Source organism: Burkholderia sp. EMB26 (assembly GCF_024730645.1).
Lineage (GTDB): Bacteria > Pseudomonadota > Gammaproteobacteria > Burkholderiales > Burkholderiaceae > Burkholderia > Burkholderia cenocepacia.
On sequence record NZ_CP078071.1, the window covers coordinates 988,490 to 1,007,192 of the forward strand.

16 protein-coding genes and 1 pseudogene are annotated in these 18,703 nt (G+C 67.6%); 10 read left to right on the forward strand and 7 right to left on the reverse strand.

Going from position 1 to position 18,703, the window contains the following annotated elements; all coding sequences use genetic code 11:
* Positions 1 to 336 precede the first annotated feature (336 nt).
* The gene (locus KU887_RS21285; protein WP_006486027.1) at positions 337 to 735 is read left to right on the forward strand and encodes a GreA/GreB family elongation factor; all 399 of its coding nucleotides are present in this window, start codon (positions 337 to 339) and stop codon (positions 733 to 735) included.
* A 177-nt stretch (positions 736 to 912) separates the two neighbouring features.
* Here KU887_RS21285 and KU887_RS21290 read toward each other — a convergent pair whose 3' ends face one another.
* Positions 913 to 1,992: a porin gene (locus KU887_RS21290; protein ID WP_006486033.1), complete on the reverse strand. Its 1,080-nt coding sequence runs from the start codon at positions 1,990 to 1,992 to the stop codon at positions 913 to 915.
* Positions 1,993 to 2,580: 588 nt separating this feature from the next.
* Between KU887_RS21290 and KU887_RS21295 the strand changes: the two genes are divergently transcribed.
* Complete coding sequence (locus KU887_RS21295) at positions 2,581 to 2,952, forward strand: YXWGXW repeat-containing protein (protein ID WP_020979551.1); 372 nt, start codon at positions 2,581 to 2,583, stop codon at positions 2,950 to 2,952.
* 250 nt (positions 2,953 to 3,202) lie between these two features.
* Here KU887_RS21295 and KU887_RS21300 read toward each other — a convergent pair whose 3' ends face one another.
* Positions 3,203 to 3,589, reverse strand: coding sequence for a helix-turn-helix domain-containing protein (locus KU887_RS21300; protein ID WP_006496910.1), 387 nt, complete (start codon positions 3,587 to 3,589; stop codon positions 3,203 to 3,205).
* A gap of 325 nt (positions 3,590 to 3,914) precedes the next feature.
* On the opposite strand from KU887_RS21300, the gene KU887_RS21305 reads away from it, so the two are divergent.
* From KU887_RS21305 to KU887_RS21315, 3 genes are all read left to right on the forward strand, one after another.
* Entirely contained in the window at positions 3,915 to 4,394 is a 480-nt protein-coding gene (locus KU887_RS21305) for a nuclear transport factor 2 family protein (RefSeq protein WP_006496909.1), read from the forward strand.
* A 155-nt stretch (positions 4,395 to 4,549) separates the two neighbouring features.
* A complete protein-coding gene (locus KU887_RS21310; RefSeq protein WP_226244745.1) occupies positions 4,550 to 5,446 on the forward strand; it encodes a helix-turn-helix transcriptional regulator in 897 nt (298 codons plus the stop codon).
* A 412-nt stretch (positions 5,447 to 5,858) separates the two neighbouring features.
* Entirely contained in the window at positions 5,859 to 7,484 is a 1,626-nt protein-coding gene (locus tag KU887_RS21315) for an amidohydrolase (RefSeq protein ID WP_069351860.1), read from the forward strand.
* Between the two features lie 18 nt (positions 7,485 to 7,502).
* Here the strand turns inward: KU887_RS21315 and KU887_RS21320 are convergent, their stop codons facing one another.
* Positions 7,503 to 8,114, reverse strand: coding sequence for a cysteine hydrolase family protein (locus tag KU887_RS21320; RefSeq protein ID WP_006492743.1), 612 nt, complete (start codon positions 8,112 to 8,114; stop codon positions 7,503 to 7,505).
* Positions 8,115 to 8,291: 177 nt separating this feature from the next.
* Positions 8,292 to 9,542 (reverse strand): MFS transporter, encoded by a 1,251-nt coding sequence (locus KU887_RS21325; RefSeq protein WP_034202170.1) that lies wholly within the window; start codon positions 9,540 to 9,542, stop codon positions 8,292 to 8,294.
* A 142-nt stretch (positions 9,543 to 9,684) separates the two neighbouring features.
* Between KU887_RS21325 and KU887_RS34655 the strand changes: the two are divergent.
* The 3 genes and pseudogenes from KU887_RS34655 to KU887_RS21340 form a co-directional block, all read left to right on the forward strand.
* Positions 9,685 to 10,153, forward strand: a pseudogene (locus KU887_RS34655) (LysR substrate-binding domain-containing protein); the annotation flags it as partial.
* A 178-nt stretch (positions 10,154 to 10,331) separates the two neighbouring features.
* A complete protein-coding gene (locus KU887_RS21335) occupies positions 10,332 to 10,910 on the forward strand; it encodes a VOC family protein (protein WP_058903264.1) in 579 nt (192 codons plus the stop codon).
* Positions 10,907 to 11,662, forward strand: a complete 756-nt coding sequence (locus tag KU887_RS21340) for a glucose 1-dehydrogenase (protein WP_034202168.1) — start codon at positions 10,907 to 10,909, stop codon at positions 11,660 to 11,662. Before KU887_RS21335 ends, KU887_RS21340 begins: the two co-directional genes overlap by 4 nt.
* Before the next feature lie 112 nt (positions 11,663 to 11,774).
* Here KU887_RS21340 and KU887_RS21345 read toward each other — a convergent pair whose 3' ends face one another.
* Both KU887_RS21345 and KU887_RS21350 read right to left on the reverse strand, forming a co-directional pair.
* A complete protein-coding gene (locus tag KU887_RS21345) occupies positions 11,775 to 13,292 on the reverse strand; it encodes a cytosine permease (RefSeq protein WP_006486042.1) in 1,518 nt (505 codons plus the stop codon).
* Between the two features lie 202 nt (positions 13,293 to 13,494).
* Positions 13,495 to 14,142, reverse strand: coding sequence for a glutathione S-transferase family protein (locus KU887_RS21350; protein WP_034202167.1), 648 nt, complete (start codon positions 14,140 to 14,142; stop codon positions 13,495 to 13,497).
* A 105-nt stretch (positions 14,143 to 14,247) separates the two neighbouring features.
* On the opposite strand from KU887_RS21350, the gene KU887_RS21355 reads away from it, so the two are divergent.
* The gene (locus tag KU887_RS21355; RefSeq protein ID WP_200061706.1) at positions 14,248 to 15,360 is read left to right on the forward strand and encodes a pyruvate dehydrogenase; all 1,113 of its coding nucleotides are present in this window, start codon (positions 14,248 to 14,250) and stop codon (positions 15,358 to 15,360) included.
* A gap of 16 nt (positions 15,361 to 15,376) precedes the next feature.
* Here KU887_RS21355 and KU887_RS21360 read toward each other — a convergent pair whose 3' ends face one another.
* On the reverse strand, positions 15,377 to 15,832 hold the full coding sequence (locus tag KU887_RS21360; protein WP_006485425.1) for a MarR family winged helix-turn-helix transcriptional regulator: 456 nt from the start codon (positions 15,830 to 15,832) through the stop codon (positions 15,377 to 15,379).
* Positions 15,833 to 16,005: 173 nt separating this feature from the next.
* Here KU887_RS21360 and aceE point away from each other — a divergent pair, with 173 nt between their 5' ends.
* A complete protein-coding gene (aceE, locus tag KU887_RS21365; protein WP_258257906.1) occupies positions 16,006 to 18,690 on the forward strand; it encodes a pyruvate dehydrogenase (acetyl-transferring), homodimeric type in 2,685 nt (894 codons plus the stop codon).
* Positions 18,691 to 18,703 lie beyond the last annotated feature (13 nt).

The window sequence follows — 18,703 nt, forward strand, 5'->3', positions numbered from 1 at the left end:
CATCTACACAACAATCGCTGACGAAAGGCCAACAGCCGGATCACCTGTCCGGAAGGGTTGTGTTGTAGAATCGTAAGGTTATTCGCCAGTCGATATTCCATCCACCATGTACGCGCTCACGCCCCTTTCGGTTTCGCCGTCCGGCCCGGCCGGCGTGCGCGCGCGTGCCGGCCAGCCGGCACACCCCCTCGCTCGACGCACGGCCCAGGCGCCGCTCGCCCCTGCCCGGCGCCTGATCTGACCGCTCGGTCTCCACCCGGAGCCAGGTTAGACAGGCTCCGGGCGATCCTCATAGGCACGCCACGCCTGCCCCTGCCGATCATTTGGAGAACTGCCATGAAACAACGCCTTTACCAGCTGACCGAACTCGACGTCGCTCGCCTCGAAAAGCACGCCGAGCACAATCCGCGCTTCCAGACGATGCTCGACACGCTGCTCGAACGCGCCGACATCGTTCAGCCCGACGCCATCAAGGCAAACGTCGTCACGATGAACTCGCAGATCACGCTGCTCGACGAAGCGACCCAGGAACAGGCCACCTGGACGATCGTTTATCCGGACGCCGCCAACCTCGAACTCGGCCGCCTGAACGTCTTCTCGCCCGTCGGCATGGCGCTGCTGGGCACGCAACGCGGCCAGATGGTCAAGGTGATGCAGCCGAGCGGCGCCGAAAAGCTGATGAAGGTCGCCGCGATCGTGTTCCAGCCGGAAGCCAACGGCGAATACACGCGCTGAGCCGCCGGTCGACCAGCGCCGCGCGATACGGGCGCAAAACGGAAAAAGCGAGGCACCGGCCTCGCTTTTTTGCATCCGGACGATCCGGATTGCCGCCATCGCGTTCAACAGACGAAAAAAAGGCGCCCGAAGGCGCCTTTTTTGATGCTGCGAAGCGGGTTACCCCGCCCGTCACGCTTAGAAGCGGTGACGCAGACCAACCGTTGCTGCGGTTTGGTTGATCGACGAGCTCGGAGCCGTCGACAGGTCGCCGTTGTAGATCGACGCGCCGCCAGCGTTCTTCGAAGCACGTTGGTACACAGCTTGTGCGTAGACGTCCGTGCGCTTCGACAGTGCGTAGTCAGCTTGCAGACCGAACTGGTTCCAGTGTGCGCTCGAACCATCAACCTTCGCGTTCGTGTACGTGTAAGCAGCACCCAGGCCGAGAGCCGGCGTCAGGTTGTACTTTGCGTTGACTTCGTAGTTGTCAGCGCGCAGCGACGGAACGCCTGCAGCGCGGTTGTCGATACGCGATTGCGTCCATGCAGCACCGACTTGTGCCGGGCCGAATGCGTAGCCAGCAGCAGCACCGTACGTACGGACACGGCCTTGTGCAGCGATGTTCGTCGCGCCGTTGGCGTTGGTACCGTCACCCAGGTTTGCTTGCGAGTATGCTGCACCCAGCTTCAGGCCTTGGAACTGGTACGACAGGCCGCCGCTGTATGCACGGTTGTTGCCGAAGTTCTGGTTGTTCGAGAACGAGTACGTGCCGCCGAATTGCAGGCCAGCGTAGTTAGCGCTCGTGTACTTGATCGAGTTGTTCAGCGCGACATCACCGTTCGTGCTCAGGCGGTCGTTGTTCAGCGGGTGAGCGAAGTACGTGCCGCCCCACGAACCCGTTGCCGTCAGCGGCGCCAGGTAGTCTTGCGTTGCGTCGTATTGCTTACCCAGCGTGACCGTGCCGTACTGGCTCGACAGGCCGACGAATGCTTGACGGTTGAACATGCCACCGTTGTTGCCCAGACGGCCGTTACCGATGTTGAAGCCGCTTTCCAACGTGAAGATTGCCTTCAGGCCGCCACCGAGGTCTTCCGAACCACGCAGGCCGAAACGGCTCTGGTCGATACCCGAGCCCATCGACCACAGCGACTTGCTGGCGACGTTGCTTTGGTAGGTGATGCCTGCGTCCAGCACGCCGTACAGCGTGACGCTGCTTTGCGCGTGAGCGACGGTAGCGAACGATGCTGCAGCTGCTGCAACGATCAGAGTCTTGTTCATTCGTGGAGCTCCCTTCTAAAAAGAGGCAGGTCTCGCGACCTTGTTCATAAACGGTCTGCAACCGCCCGGGAGCGCCATCGGTACTGCTGGCGGCGCCCGGATAGTTGCCCGTTTGGGAACCGTGAGTTTAGGGGTGTACCCTAGGGGAGCGATCCGCAAATAAAGAAATAAGCTTTTCCAGAACTAGAAATAATGAAAGTGGGGCCGCGTCATAAGTATTTGTTTTAACGTCTATTTTTGACTTCTTGACGAGGGCTTTTTGGAGGCTTTCATCGCATCATTCTTTCATGTCATCGTCTTGACGGTTGCATAGAAACAACAAGCGGATTCGGTTCGGCACCCCGAAAACGGTAATTTTTACCCGATTCAATCTCAAATATTGGCCATCCCGCATCTAAAACGTCCGCGTCGCCCCCTAAACAGGGAGCGGCGCCTGCGCCACGGCGAGATCCGTCAGCCATCGGAAAGCAAAACAGGCGGCTCGCCCCCGGCCGTGACACGCGGTAACAGCCTTAACCGCCCGCGTAACCCGGCGCGTGGGCCGGCAGGCTAATGTAAGGCGGCCTCGAATACCGAACAGGAACCGCCATGAATCGACGCTCGTTGCTGCGCGCCATCGGATTGACTGCCGCCTTCGTCGGCACCGGCTGGCTGCGCGCCGCCTCGGCCCAGCCCGCCCCGCCCGTGTATCGCCCCTCCGGTCCGAACCGCGTACCGGGCGGGCCGCCGTATGCGGATCGGCCGAGCTTCGCACCGCCGGCGGCACGCCACGATCGTCGCCCGCCGCCGCCGCGGCCGCACGGCTATATATGGACGGACGGCTACTGGCGCTGGCAGCGCGGTCGCTATATATGGGTGTCCGGTCGCTGGGTCGCACGGCGCCCCGGGCGCCGCTGGGTGCCCGGCTACTGGCGCCGCCAAGGGCCGGTCTGGGTCTACGTCGACGGTTCGTGGCGGTAAGCAGCGGCTCGATACCGGCCGATGAAGCGCCCGGGCCGGACGGCGCGCGAGAACCGCCGCCGCTCGCGCCACGGAATCAGTCGCCACGGCAAGGGTGCCAAATCAACCTATCGTCGGGCTATCCATTCCGACGCCATCCTTCGGATAACGAAGTCACGCGATGGCGATGCGAATGCATCCGCACATGCTTCAACCCGTCGAGCTCGCCTGCCGCGCACCGCCGGTCAACGAACCGATGCACGCAGCGCACTCAACGCCCGCCGCCTTCCTGCTCGCGCGCCCGACGGCGCGCCGCGCAGATCGCGCGATGATGTTCGTCGGCCCACCGGATCATCGCTTGCATCGGCGTCAGGAACGAACGCCCGAGGTCGGTCAACGCATATTCGACACGCGGCGGCACTTCGGCGAACAGCGTGCGGCTGACGAAACCGTCGTGTTCGAGCCGCTTCAGCGTGCGCGACAGCATCTGGTTCGACACATCGCCGATCGTACGGCCGAGTTCGTTGAAGCGTATCGTTCCGCCCGCCAGCGCCTCGAGTACGAGCAGGCTCCACTGGTCGCCGATGCGGTCGAGCACATCGCGGATCGGGCATGGCTGATCGAGTTCGACGGATTCGTCGGCAGACGGAAGCGGCATGACGGCATTCTCTTTCAAGGGCGATGCGCGGTCACCGCGGCGTGACCTGTTCACACCGCGATGACTTCTTGTGACGGGTTCGCGGCAACTGTACCATTCGATCGGCCGACAGCCGCCCGGATTCGCCAGTTCAACGAAGCATGACGATGCCCCGCGGCGTCGCAATACCGGCAGCGGCAACGTGGTCTCGTCGGCGCGCCGTTGATGCCGATACGGCGTGCACGTCGCGCCCCGCCCGCACCGACCGCCGATCGTCGCGCGCCGCGCAAAGCCGCCGTCTCGCTCGCGCATCCCTCCACGAACCGTCAGACAAGGAAAACGCTACATGTCATCGTTCCGCTCCCCCGCTCGCGCCGTTGCCGCATTCGTTCTGCTGGCCGCATCATCGGCGGCCGCGCTGGCTGCCGGCCCGGCCACGCGCGACCTGGCCGCGGAGGAAGCCAACCGCCAGTTGGTGCTGACGTTCTACGACCGCTTCTTCAACCGGCACGAAGCAGTCGAAGCCGCCGCCGTCGTCGCGGACGACTACAAACAGCACAACCCGCACGTGCCGGACGGCAAGCAGCCGTTCGTGTCGTACTTCGTCGGCGCGTTCCAGAAGAACCCGGCTTCGCGCGCGCGCATCGTCCGCAGCGCGGCCGACGGCGATCTCGTCTACCTGCACGTGCATGCGACCGAGCGGCCCGGCGATCGCGGCGAAGCGGTGGTCGACATCTTCCGCGTGAAGGACGGCAAGATCGTCGAACACTGGGACGTGATCCAGCCGGTACCCGAAACGTCCGCGAACCGGAACACGATGTTCTGATTGTCCTGATGCACGAGGCCGGCGCGCGGCACGCCGCGACCGGCACCGCATCGCGCTCACCGGAGCGTCGGCCGGCCGCCGGGCAAGCGCGGATGCCCCGCGGCGGCGAACTCCCCTACAATCGTGCTTCGCCGCCGCGCCGGCCTCCGTCTCGCATGATCGCAATGCCGGCCACCGCGCCGCCGCACGCGACGCACGGCCTGCACGCGCGGCCGTTCGCGAAGACGGTGTCAACGATGAGCCCCGCCCATATTTCCCTGAGCAACGCCGGCGACCTGGTCGCCAGCCTCGGCAGTCCGCAGTTTCCCGCCCGGCTCTGGGCGTGGCTGCGCGAAACCGTCGACCCGCAGTCCCATTACAGCGTCGCGACGCGTTACCGTCGCGACGCGCCGTCGCACTCGGTCGACAGCGTCGACGTGCTGTTCTTCGCCGGCGGCGACGATCCGGACGGCACGCGCCACGCGCTCGATCTGTATACACAGGGCGACTGGCGCTCCGACACGCTGCTTCCGCACATCGAGCGCGCGACCGATTCGCAGCTCGTGTTCTCGTGCAACGAGGAAATCGACACGGCGACCGAGTACGGCCGCCAGTTCGCGCTCGGCGAGCTCGGCGAAGACTGCACGCTGCTCGGCAGCGAACGCGACTACGTCTATGCGTTCTCGCTGTTCCGCCGACGCGGCCAGCCGTCCTATACGCTGGCCGAACTGGCACTGCTGCGTCAGCTCGGCGATTTCGTGCTGCCGCTGCTGATCCAGCATGCGCGGCTCGCCCGCCTGACACCGCGCTCGGACGACGGCGCGCTGCTGCAGCGCTTCGAACAGCGCCTGGCGCGCAGCGGCGCGACGCTGTCGCAGCGCGAACGGCTCGTGTGCCGCGCGGTACTGCAGGGCCAGCCTGTTCCGCGGATCGCCGACACGCTCGCGCTCAAGCCGAGCAGCGTACGCACCTATCTCGGCCGTGCGCTCGCGAAACTCGGCGTCGCGAACCGGGCCGGGCTCTTCGCGTGGTGCGTCGAGGAAGAAGCAACGCCGGAAGACCGCGGCAACTAGCCGCCACCGCTACGTCGTGACTTCTACCGTCCTCCCTTGTCGCGCGTTGTCCTCAAAACGATGACAGACAGCCGCCGCTCCCGCTCCTAGTATCTGTCTCCACCGACGACAGGAACGCGTCGGATGCCACGGAGACACGCAATGCCGAATACCGAAGGGACGCCGGCCCACGCGGCCGCGTGCACGTCGACCGCCGCTGTACCGATACGCGCTCGTCGGCGAACCCGGCATGACGCTCCGGTAGCCGTGGTCGGCCTTCATCCCCGCGCAGCCCCACCTCTGCCGCGCGGCGCCGGGACATAACGCCCCGCATCCCATTCCAACCCGACCGGGTTCATGCGACCGGACGAGCCACACGGCCCGCCCGTCGGACGCGTGCGCCCGTCGACACGCCCCCATCCGGAGGAGACACATGCAACACGCCGATACCGTCTATCTGAACGGCCTGCTTTACACGGGCGACGCGCAGCGCCGCTTCGCGCAGGCCCTTGCGACGAAGGACGGCAAGATCGTCGCGGTCGGCCGCGACGACGACATCCGCCCGCTGGCCGGCCCCGCGACGCGCACGGTCGACCTCGCCGGCCGGCTGATGCTGCCCGGCTTCATCGACGGTCACGTTCATCCGCTCGAAGGCCATCAGATCCTCGGCGACTTCGACCTGTCCGGCATCAACGATCCGGACACGATCGTGCAACGCATCCGCGCATGCGCCGATGCGACGCCGAACGAGCCGTGGGTCTATCTCGGCGGCGCGAACCTCGCCGCGTTCGGCGCGTATCCGACCCGCGAACGGCTCGACCGGGTCGTGCCCGACCGGCCGCTGCTCGTGGTCGGCTTCGACGTGCACAGCGGCTGCCTCAACACGAAAGGGCTCGAAGCGGCCGGCATCCGCGCCGATACGCCCGATCCGTCCGGCGGCGTGATCGAGCGCGATGCGTCGGGCGCGCCGACCGGCGTCGTGCATGAAGCGGCGTTCTACCGCGTCTGCCCGATCATTCCGCAACTGAGCCCGGCCGGCTACCCGAAGTCGCTCGCGAAAGCCCATGCGATGGCGCACGGCTACGGCATCACCGGCTGGTTCGACGCACGCGTCGAGGAGGCGGAACTCAAGGCTTACGCCGACGCGCAGCGCGCCGGCACGCTGAAGGCCTACATGAGCGCGGGCCTCTATGCGAACCCGCGCCGCGATCCGCGCGAGCAGGTCGAACGCTTCGTCGCGTGGCGCCGTGAGTACGAGCGCGACAACCTGCGCCTGCATACGGTGAAGATCTTCGTCGACGGCGTGCCCGAATCGAAAACCGCCGCGCTGCTCGAGCCGTACGCCGGCACCGACGACTGCGGCCTCGCGCTGTGGAGCCAGGACGCACTGAACGAAATCTGCCTGCTCGCCGATACGGCCGGCTTCGACCTGCACTTCCACACGCTCGCCGACCGCGCGGTGCGCATGACGCTCGACGCGCTCGAAACCGTCCAGCGCCGCAACGGGATGCGCGACCGGCGCGCGCAGCTCGCGCACCTGCAACTCGTCGATCCGGCCGACATGAGCCGCTTCAACCGGCTCGGCGCGATCGCGAGCGTGCAGACGCTGTGGACCGCCGCCCGCGAGGAGCAGCAACAGCTCTACCGCGACCTGCTCGGCGCCGAGCGCACTGCGCGCAACTATCCGTTCCGCAGCCTGCGCAACGCGGGGGCGATGCTCGCGGCCGGTTCGGACTGGTCGGTCAGCACGATGGACCCGATGCAGATCATCCAGACGGGCGTCACGCACCTGCTGATCGACCAGCCGGACAGCCCGCCGTGGAATCCGCACGAACGGCTCGACCTGCTCACGATGCTCGAGGCCTACACGGTCAACACCGCGTATGCGCTGCGCTTCGACGACTGCACGGGCTCGCTCGAAGCGGGCAAGGACGCGAGCTTCGCGATCCTCGACCGCAATCCGTTCGCGCACCCGGTCGAGACGTTCGCGCAGGCCCGCGTGATCGAAACGTGCTTCCGCGGCGAAGTCGTGTACGCCGCGCCGGGCTGGGCCGAGTGACGCGCGAACCGGCCGCCGTCACGCGACGCCGAGCGCCAGCACCTGCTCGGTCGTCAGCACGTCGCCGAACGTGTCCGACAGCGCGGCCAGCGTCGCACGATGGAGCTCGCGGTGCGGCACCGTGCCGCCGTCCGCGACGTCGAGGTCGCGCGTCGCACAGGCATCGTCGACGACGATCACCGCATAGCCCAGCGGCACTGCATCGCGTGCCGCGCCGGCCACGCACGCATGCGTCATCAGGCCGGTGACGATCAGCGTGTCGATGCCGGCCGCCTTGAGCCGCGCATCGAGATCCGTCGTCGGGAAGACGCTCACCGACGTTTTCTTCACGACGGCGTGATGCGGCGCCGGCTGCAGGTCCGCATGAAAACGGAAGCCGTCGCTGCCATCGGCGAAGATCGGGCTGTCGGCCGTATCGACGTGCTGGACGTGGAACACCGGAATGCCCGCGCGATCGGCGAACGCGATCACGCGCTGCGTATTGCCCAGCGCGCGCGGCCCGTCCGGAATCGGCAGGCGGCCGCTGAAGTATTCGTTCTGGAAATCGATCACCAGCAGCGCGGTGCGGGCGGCGGCGATCGACGTCGGCGCGCTCGCGCCGGCCAGGGTACGGATGGTCGGATGTTGCATGACATGCTCTCTCGGTGGTTACATTGACGAAACGGCGCGCCGGCCCGGCCGGCGCCGCCGCACGCGGCCCGGAACCTCTCCGGCCGCGACGCGCCAGTGTCGGGCCGCGCGGCGCGATGCGACAGCGGCGCGCGGGACAACCTCCGACAGGATCGGGCCAACGTACGTGTGAGCAACTTACGAGAGCGCGGCCGTTCGCGCGCCCGGCCGCGTGCGGCCGTACGCGACCATCATCGCGAAGCTGAGCAGGAAACCCGCGCCGCCGATCAGCAGCAGTCCGATTTCGCCGAATACGGGCAGCAGGTTCGTCAGCGCACCCGTCACGACCCACGCGACCGCCATCACCGAGCCCGCGACGCCGAGCGCCCAGCCCTGCCGATCGTCGCTGACGGCATCGGAAAACGCCGTATACATCGTCGTGTACGCAACCATGTCGAAGCAGCCGACGACCATCGCGAGCGCCCACAGCACCGGTTCGTGCGGAAACAGCGCGGACAGGATCTGGCCAAGGCCGGCCACGAGCAGGCCCGTCTTCGCGATATCGATCACGCGCCACACGCGCAACATCAACCGCACGACACACAGCAGCCCGAACACGAAACAGATGCCGATCACGCCGCTGAACAGCCCGAGCCGCGCGCTCGTATAGCCGAATTTCGCCTGCAACAGCAGCATGATGGTCTGCAGGTAGAGTCCGTAGCCGACCTGCATCAGGAAGAACACCACCGACAGGAACGCGACGTTGCGCTGTCGCGCGGCCTCCCAGATGATCCGCAGCGGCAGCAATGGATCGATGCGCGTATCGCCGCGCGGCGCGGCGGAATCGCGATACGACGCCCAGGTCCAGCCCGCGCAGATCAGCGACAGCGCGGCGACCAGCACGAACGGCGTGCCGTAGTCGAACAGCGGCGAGATCGTCCGGTCGGACGTGACGCCGCCGAGCACCGGGCCGACGATCACGCCCGCGCTGAACGCGAGCGACATGATGCTCATGTTGTACGCCTTCGTGTCGGGTGTGCTGAGATCGGTGATGGCCGCCTGCGCGATGCCCTGGCAGCCGGCCATCAGGCCCGTGAGCCCACGGCCGACCAGCAGCAGCGCGATGCTGGCCCGCCACGCGCCGGCCGCCATCAGCGCGTAGCCGGCCGCGAGGCCGAGCACGCACAGCAGCAGGATCCGGCGGCGGCCATAGCGATCGGACAGCTCGCCCATCAGCGACGAGCCGAAGAACATGCACAGCGGGTAGATCCCGTAGCCGAGGCCGAGATAGAAATTGCGCGCATGCGCGCCGGCGTCGGCCGGCAGGATGCCCGCGTGCGGATCGCTGAAGATCGCGGACATCATCGGATAGACGAGCCCGAACCCCATCGCGTCGAGCGCGATGGCGAGCAGGCAGGGGCCGAGCAGGGTGTAGTCGAGCCGGGACATGGCGACCTTCCGGACAGAGTGGACGATCGCCCAAGCGTAATGACGCGGCGGCCGCCGCGGTAGATGGCCGGCCGCGATGCTCATCATCGGCTCGCCCGATACCCCGCCTGTGGCCCGCGCCGATGGATCGTGGCCCTATCTGGCGTCGCTGATGGCGCTGCCCGACCCGGACGCCGAGATCGAGTCGATCGCGCTGTTCGAGGACGAGATGTCCTTCGCCGCGTCGGTCGATTCGCCGTATGCGCAACGCGATGCGATCGATCTCCACGCATGCGGCGACGAACCGTTCGTGTCGCTCGGCGAAGGCTTCGCGACGCGCCACGGCTTCACGGAGGCGTTCCGCGCGGCCGGTGTCACGCCGAACGTCGTGATGCGCGTGGGCGACATCTTCTCGCTGATCAACCTCGTGTCGGGCGGCGTCGGCTGCTCGCTGCTGCCGGGCCGCGTGCGCGATCTGGTCGCGCACCGGATCGCGCTCGCGACCGCTCGCCGGACCGACGATCCGCCAGACAATCGGCCTGAGCTTTCTGCATCGTCGCGAGCGCGACCCGAACCTGCTCGCGCTCGCGACCGTGTGCCGGCTGACGGTCAAGGGGTCGAACGCGCGGTAACGCGTCGAGCGCATTGCCCGCTTTCAGCTCGCGCACGCGTTGCGTCGGGGCGCCGCATCGCACGACGCTGCGTGCGCGCCTACTCGTCCGTTTGGATGGCACGAAACACGCGCTTTGTTGCGATCATGGCCGTCATGCATCGCACGGCACGCACCGGTGCGTCCGCCACGGAGACGACATGCACGACCCCGCCCTCGGCCCCATCGACCAGATCGGCTACGTAGTCGCCGACCTCGACCGCAGCATCGCGCGCTGGCGCGCCCGCCACGAGGTCGGCCCGTGGACCGTGTTCCGCAACGTGCGGCTCGACGGCCGCCATCTCGGCGAACCGGTGACGGTCACGATGGACGTCGGGCTCGCGTATCGCGGCGATCTGCAGATCGAACTGATCCACGTGACGAACGACACGCCGTCGCCGTATCGCGACGCGCACGGGCAACCGCTCGTCGGCCTGCATCACGTCGCGTGGGTCGTCGACGATCTCGATGCGGCGGTCGCACGGCTCGCCGCCCGCGGCCTGCGCGTCGTGTTCGATGCGCACAACGCGGCCACACGCGTCGCGTATCTCGACGACGCCGACGATCCCGGCGTGCGCATCGAAGTGATCGAAGGCGCCGGCATGCGCGACCTGATCGCGCACGGCATCGCCGAAGCCCGCGCGTGGCGCGGTGGCGATCCGGTCCGCAGCGTGGACGCGGCGGCCGCGTCCACGCGAGCCGCGCACGCCCCCTTTCACTCACAGGAGCAAGCACGATGAAACGACTCGAAGGCAAGGTGGCGCTGATCACGGGCGGCGCCCGCGGCCAGGGCGAAGCGGAAGCGCGCCGGTTCGTCGCCGAAGGCGCACGCGTGGTGATCGCCGACGTGCTGGACGACGCCGGCCGGCGCGTCGCGGCCGAACTCGGCGATGCCGCACGCTTCCAGCATCTCGACGTGACGAACGAAGCCGACTGGCACGCCGCCGTTCAGGCCACGCTCGCGCAGTTCGGCCGGCTGGACATTCTCGTGAACAACGCGGCGATCCTGAAGCTCGTGCCGATCGAAGCGTGCTCGCTCGATGACTACCGCAAGGTGATCGACGTGAACCAGGTCGGCTGCTGGCTCGGGATGAAGTCGGCACTGGCCGCGCTGAAGGATGCGGGCGGCGGGTCGATCGTCAACGTGTCGTCGACGGCCGGGATGGAAGGCGTCGCGGGCGGCAGCGCTTACGTGTCGAGCAAGTTCGCGGTGCGCGGGATGACGAAGGCCGCCGCGCTCGAATTCGGCCGCTACGGCATTCGCGTGAACTCGGTGCATCCGGGCGGCATCGATACGGTGATGGCGCGCCCGCCCGAGTTCGCGGATTTCGATCCGTCGTCGATCTACAGCGGCCTGCCGATCGCGCGCATCGGCAAGCCCGACGAAGTGGCCAGCCTCGTGCTGTTCCTCGCGTCCGACGAATCCACGTATTGCACGGGCTCGGAATTCATCGTCGACGGCGGGCTGCTCGCGGGCAGCACGTTCCACTGACACAACGCGGCGCTTCGCCACAAACGTCAACCCAAACGACAACGCCGCCGGCGGCTGAGCCCGCACGGCGGCGTTGTCGTTTCCGGATCAGGTGCAACCCGTCGACCGTCAATCAGTATCCCTTCGGCTGGATCGCCGGTGCGCCGACCTCGCGCGCCTTCCGCTTGCCGCCGCGCACGAAACGGCGCCCATGCGGGCCGTACACGCCGTCCGGTTCCGGATACAGCGTCAGCAGCGCGAAGTACAGCATCCCGCCGACCGCCAGCGACAGCGGCACGCTCAGGTCGAGCCCGCCCGCGAGGTTACCGAGCGGCCCGACGAACTGGCCCGGCAGGTTCACGAACGCGAGCCCGACGAACGCGGCCGGCAGCCACGCGCCCATCGCGCGCACGTTCCAGCCGTGCGTGAACCAGTAGTGGCCACCGCGCAGCCCGCGATTGAACACCTGCAGATCGTCGGCGAGATAGTAACCGCGGCGGGTCACGTAGCCGATCACCATGATCGCCATCCACGGACAGCTGAACGTGTCGATCAGCGTCGAGAACGTCGCGACGCTTTCGACGAGGTTGAACCAGAAACGCCCGACGAAGATGAACGCGATCGCGATCGTGCCGATCAGCAGCGTCGCGCGCACACGGTTCAGGACCCGCGGGAACATGCTCGATACGTCGAGGCCCGTGCCGTACAGCGCGGTCGTGCCGGTCGACATCCCGCCGATGATCGCGATCAGGCACATCGGCAGCAGGAACCAGCGCGGCGAAATCGCGAGCAATCCGCCGACGTAGTCGTTCGACGCGATGAACGCGGGCGCCTTCGACGCGATGATCGTCGCGGTCGCGAGGCCGAAGAAGAACGGCACGAAGGTCGCGATCTGCGCGGCGAACACCGCCCCCATCACGCGACGCTTCGGCGTGTGCTGCGGAATATAGCGCGCCCAGTCGCCCAGCGTCGACGCGAACGACACCGGGTTGCTCAGCGCGACCAGCACCGCACCGACGAACGCGGCCCAGAAGCCCGCGCTGCCCTGTTGCAGCGTACCCGCGTAGCGCATGTCGAACAGGCCGGCGAACGCGAACAGGCCCGCGACGAACAGCACGCTCGCGGCCCACACGGCGATCTTGTTGACCCACAGCATGAAGCGGAAGCCGTAGATGCAGACGATCAGCACGAGCACCGCGAACACCAGGTACGCGGCGCCGAGCGTGAAGCCGTTGACCGGCACGCCGGCCAGGTTGTGCGCACCGCCGACGAGCGCGTCGCCCGAGCTCCACACCGCGAGCGAGAAGAACGCGATCGACGTGAGCAGCGCGAGGAACGAGCCGACGATCCGGCCGTGGATGCCGAAATGCGCGCCGGACGACACCGGGTCGCTGGTGCCGTTGCGCGGGCCGAACAGGCTCATCGGCGCGAGGATGCAGGTGCCGGCGAGCACGCCGAGCACGATCGCGCAGACGCCCGCCTTGAACGACAGCCCGACCAGCACGGGAAAGCTGCCGAGCACCGATGTGGAAAACGTATTGCAACCGCCGAACAGCAACCGGAACAGATCGATCGGCCGCGCATAGCGCGATGCATCGGGAATGCGCTCGAAACCGAACGACTCGACCTGCGTAATCCTGCCTTCACTCATTTTGTCTCCAGCTCCTCGTGCGTCGGTACGGCCCGGGGCTGCGGCCATACGACACATCGTCATCGATTCGCGGCCACTCTAAACCGGATCGGGCCGCGCAAATATCACGCATTCGAGACGTTTACGACGAAGGAGAACAATGTTTTCCCGGCGGCCAAGCGGCCGGCGCCCGCGCCGTCCATCCGGCGCGGGCGATGCGACGTCAGTGCGCCGCCTCGGCGGCCGGCGCGCGGCATGCGATCAGGCCCCGTTGCACGGCCGGCCGCGCGGCGATCTCGGCGAGCCAGCGCTCGACGTGCGGGAAGCCGGTCACGTCGAGATCGAGCTCGGCCGCCGTGCGCAGCCACGGGAACGCGGCGATATCGGCGATCGAATACCGCGACGACGCGAGATACGCCGATTCCGACAGGCGGCCGTTCACGACCCCGTAGAGCCGCAGCGCCTCCTTCCGGTAGCGGTCGATCGCTTCCGCATTGACCGTCTTCGATGCATGCAGGAACCACCACAGCTGGCCGAGCATCGGCCCGATCCCGCCGATCTGGAAATGCAGCCATTGCTGGACCGCCGTGCGCTCGGCCAGCGTGTCAGGCTGCAGGCAGCCGGTCTTGGCGGCGAGATAGCCGAGGATCGCGCCGGATTCGAATACGGCGAGCCCCGTGTCGTGGTCGACGATGGCCGGGATCTTGCCGTTCGGATTGATCGCGAGATACGCCGGGCTGCGCTGCTCGCCGGCGGACAGGTCCACCAGCACGCGATCGTGCGCGAGCCCGGCCTCTTCCAGGTAGATCGCGATCTTGTGCCCGTTCGGCGTGTCGGCCGTATAGAACGTGAGGGAGTGCGTCGAGGTCATGTCGGTCCTTGTCATCGGGTTATCGTTGCAACTACAATCGTTGCAATTGCAATCCTATGCCGGAATCGATGACGCCGGCGCCATGCCAGTACTCGAAGGAGGGACATGCAGACTGCGCGATCCGGTCCGCCCGTGCGGACGCCCGATACCCGCCGCGCCGCGGCGGCCTGCCTCGAACGGCTGACCACGCGGCGGCTCGTGCCGCCGGGCGCGGCGGTCTCGCCGCTCGGCGCGATGCGGGCAGCCGCCGAGTGTCTCGAACGCGATGCGGCGACGTCGAAGCGCGTGTGGATCGTCCGCGCCGATGCGCGCGAGCCGGTTTCCGGCACGCATGCGCATCGCCACATCAGTGCGTGGCCGCTGCGGCTTCTCGATCCGGGCAAGCGCTTCGAGCGGCCGCTGTTGTACCTGCTGCATGCGCGCGCGATCGACCGGTTGCGGCTCGCGTCGATCGAAACCGTCGATCGCGGGATCTTCGTGAACGACGCGGAAACGGCCGCATCGTCATGGCCGAAGGGCGTGACGCCCGACGTCCCGCACTGGCTCGCCGCGAACGCCGCGTGCACGCCGTACGATCCGGCGTCGGGACACGAAGCGATCGCGATCCTGCGCCACGCGCTGCGCACGCTGTACGTCGCCGGCCAGCCTGGCTTCGTCTATCTCGCGAGCCATGACGACTGCGAGCCCGATGCGAAGCCGCTGTCGGCGTCGGCCGCCCGCGACGCGTTCAACGGCATGGTGCGGGCCGGCCGGCGTGCCGCCGCCGGCGCCGCAGCGCATATCCGGCTGTGCGGCGCGGGCAGCACGCTCGCGCAGGTCAGGGAAGCGGCCGACCTGCTGCACGACGAATGGCGAATCGACTCGACGATCTGGAGCTGCCCGAGCTATACGCAGCTCGCGCGCGACGGTCGCGCGGCCGAACGCTGGAACCTGCTGCATCCGCATGACGCCCCGCGCGTTCCGCACGTGCGGGCCTGCCTCGGCGAAGGCGGCACGCCGGTGCTCGCGGTGACCGGCTATGCACGGCACATTGCCGCGCAGATCGGTGCGTTCGTGCCGGCCCGCTTCACGGCGCTCGGCGCGGATTCGGCCGGGCCCGGCGCACGCGCGCCGACCGCGCGCTGGATCGTCGCGGTCGCGCTGCGCCTGCTGGCCGACGATGGCCGCGTGCCGGCCGACTGGGCCGCGCAGGCGATGCGCGGCCATACGCGCGGCTGATGCGCGCCGGACGCCGTTACTTCGCGTCGGCCGCCGCGTCGCGCGCGGCGGCGGTCGCGCGATCGAGCGCGGCGGCCATCGTCGCCTGCTCCTTGCCCGTGAACTGGTCGAGAAACAGCTCCGCGACCGTCGACTGGTACACCTTCCACATCTTCTTGCGCAGCGTCCGCCCCTTGTCGGTGATGCTCGCAAACGCCGCGCGGCCATCGTCGGCCGACCGCGCGCGCGTGACGAGCCCGTCCTGTTCCAGCCGATCGACGAGCCGCGTGAGGTTGTAGCGCTCGATCGCGAGCACGTCGGCGAGTTCGTGCATGCGGCGCGTGCCGTCGGGCCCGCTTTCGAGCCCCCACAGCGCGTCGTACCACGCGTACGCGGGCAGGCCGGCCGCCGCAAGGCGGCGCTCGATCTCGCGAATCATCGTCCGGTGCGCGCGGACGAACGAGAACCACAGATCGGGTTCGGGTGCGCTCATGTCAGGTCGTTCCTTTCGTTGAATTGCATTTGCAATTAAATTTTACCTCGATAACAATGCCCGTCATACGATTGCAATTGCAACTACTTGCCCGCCAACCGGCGGGCGTTTCGTCGCGCGACGCGGCGCCACGACCGTCGCTGCGCGCTGCCTGATGCTTCTGGAGACATTGCATGACCGCACCTCTCGCGTTACCCGACATCGATCCGCAGGAAACCCGCGAATGGCTCGATGCGCTCGAATCCGTGATCGCGCTCGAAGGCCGTCCGCGCGCGCACTATCTGCTCGACCAGCTCGCCGATCTCGACGCGGCCCGGCATGGCGACCTGCACGGCCGCGTGACGACCGCGTACGTGAACACCGTGCCGCGCGAGCGGCAGCCGGCCTACCCGGGCGATCTCGCGCTCGAGCGGCGGCTGAACGCGATGATTCGCTGGAACGCGATGGTGATGGTGCTGCGCGCCGGCTGGCATTCGAACGTCGGCGGCCACATCGCGACCTACCAGTCGGCGGCCGTGCTGTACGACGTCGGCTTCGACCACTTCTTCCGCGGCCGCACCGATACGTTCGACGGCGACATGGTCTACATCCAGGGCCACTCGGCGCCCGGCATCTATGGCCGCGCGTACCTGGAAGGCCGCATCACCGACGCGCAGCTCGACCATTTCCGCCGCGAGACCGGCCGCGAAGCGGGCCGCGACGGACTGTCGTCGTATCCGCATCCGCGCCTGATGCCCGATTTCTGGCAGTTCCCGACCGTGTCGATGGGGCTCGGGCCGCTCACGGCCGCGTATCAGGCGCGTTTCATGCGTTACCTCGAATATCGCGGGCTGAAGGCGCATCAGGGCCGCAAGGTGTGGGCGTTTCTCGGCGACGGCGAAATGGACCAGCCCGAATCGCTCGCGGCGATCTCGCTGGCCGGGCGCGAGCGGCTCGACAACCTGATCTTCGTCGTCAACTGCAACCTGCAGCGCCTCGACGGCCCGGTGCGCGGCAACGGCAAGGTCATCCAGGAACTCGAAGGCACGTTCCGCGCGGCCGGCTGGAACGTCGTCAAGGTGATCTGGGGCGGCGGCTGGGATCGCCTGCTCGAACGCGACACGACGGGCCTGCTGCGCCAGCGCATGATGGAATGCGTGGACGGCGACTACCAGACCTTCAAGTCGCAAAGCGGCGCCTACGTGCGCGAGCATTTCTTCGGCAAGTACCCCGAACTGCTCGATCTGGTCGCCGACCTGTCCGACGACGACATCTGGAAACTGGCGCGCGGCGGCCACGATCCGGAGAAGGTGCATGCGGCCTATGCGCAGGCGATGCGCGCCGACGGCCGGCCGACCGTCGTGCTCGCGAAGACGGTCAAGGGCTTCGGGATGGGCGAAGCCGGCGAAGGCCAGAACGTGAACCATCAGTTGAAGAAGATGAGCGCGGATGCGGTACGTGCATTCCGCGACCGCTTCGCGCTGCCGGTCAGCGACGCGCAGCTCGACGCGCTGCCTTACCTGAAGCCGGAACCGGGCAGTGCCGAGGCACGCTATTTCGCGGAACGCCGCGCCGCGCTCGGCGGCCACGTGCCGGCCCGCTTCCACGCGGTCGCGCCGCTGCCGACGCCGCCGCTCGCCGCATTCGACGCGCAACTGAAAGACACCGGCGAGCGCGGCTTGTCGACGACGATGGCGTTCGTGCGCATCCTCGGCACGCTGCTGAAGGACCCACAGCTCGGCAAGCTGGTCGTGCCGATCGTGCCGGACGAGTCGCGCACGTTCGGGATGGAGGGCCTGTTCCGCCAGATCGGCATCCATTCGCATCTCGGCCAGCTCTATACGCCGCAGGACGCGGGTCAGCTCAGCTACTACAAGGAAGCGAAGGACGGGCAGATCCTGCAGGAAGGGATCAACGAATCGGGCGCGATCGCGTCGTGGATCGCGGCCGGCACCGCGTACAGCAACCACGGGTTGCCGGCGATCCCGTTCTACATCTTCTATTCGATGTTCGGGCTGCAGCGGGTCGGCGATCTCGCGTGGGCCGCCGGCGACGCGCGCACGCGCGGCTTCCTGCTCGGCGCGACGTCGGGCCGCACGACATTGATGGGCGAAGGGCTGCAGCACAACGACGGGCACAGCCAGGTGCTGTCGTCGGTGATTCCGAACTGCGTGTCGTACGACCCGACCTATGCGTACGAACTCGCGGTGATCGTGCGCGACGGGTTGCGGCGGATGTTCGCGGAGCAGGAGGACGTCTACTACTACATCACGCTGCTCAACGAGAACTATCCGCATCCGGCGCTGCCCGACGGTGCGGAAACCGGCATCCTGAAGGGGCTCTACCTGCTGCGCGACGGCCCGCCGCACGCGGCCGACGCGCCGCGCGTGCAGTTGATGGGCAGCGGCGCGATCCTGCGCGAAACGCTTGCCGCGAGCGACCTGCTCGCGCAGGACTTCGGCGTGTCGAGCGACGTCTGGAGCGCGACGAGCCTGACCGAGCTGCGCCGCGACGGGCTCGCCGCGGAACGCTGGAACCTGCTGCATCCGGACGCGGCGCCGCGCGTGCCGTACGTGCAGCAATGCCTCGACGGCCGGGCGGGGCCGGTGGTCGTCGCGACCGACTACATGAAGATCGTCGGCGACCAGATCCGGGCGTTCGTCGACGGTCGCCGCTTCGTGTCGCTCGGCACCGACGGCTTCGGCCGCTCGGATACGCGCGAGGCGCTGCGCACGTTCTTCGAGGTCGACCGGCACTTCATCGTGATCGCCGCGCTGAAGGCGCTCGCCGACGACGGCGTGATCGAACGGGCTCGCGTCGGCGAAGCGATCCGGCGTTACGGCATCGATATCGACAAGGTCGATCCGGCCACCGTGTAGTCATGCGGCGCGC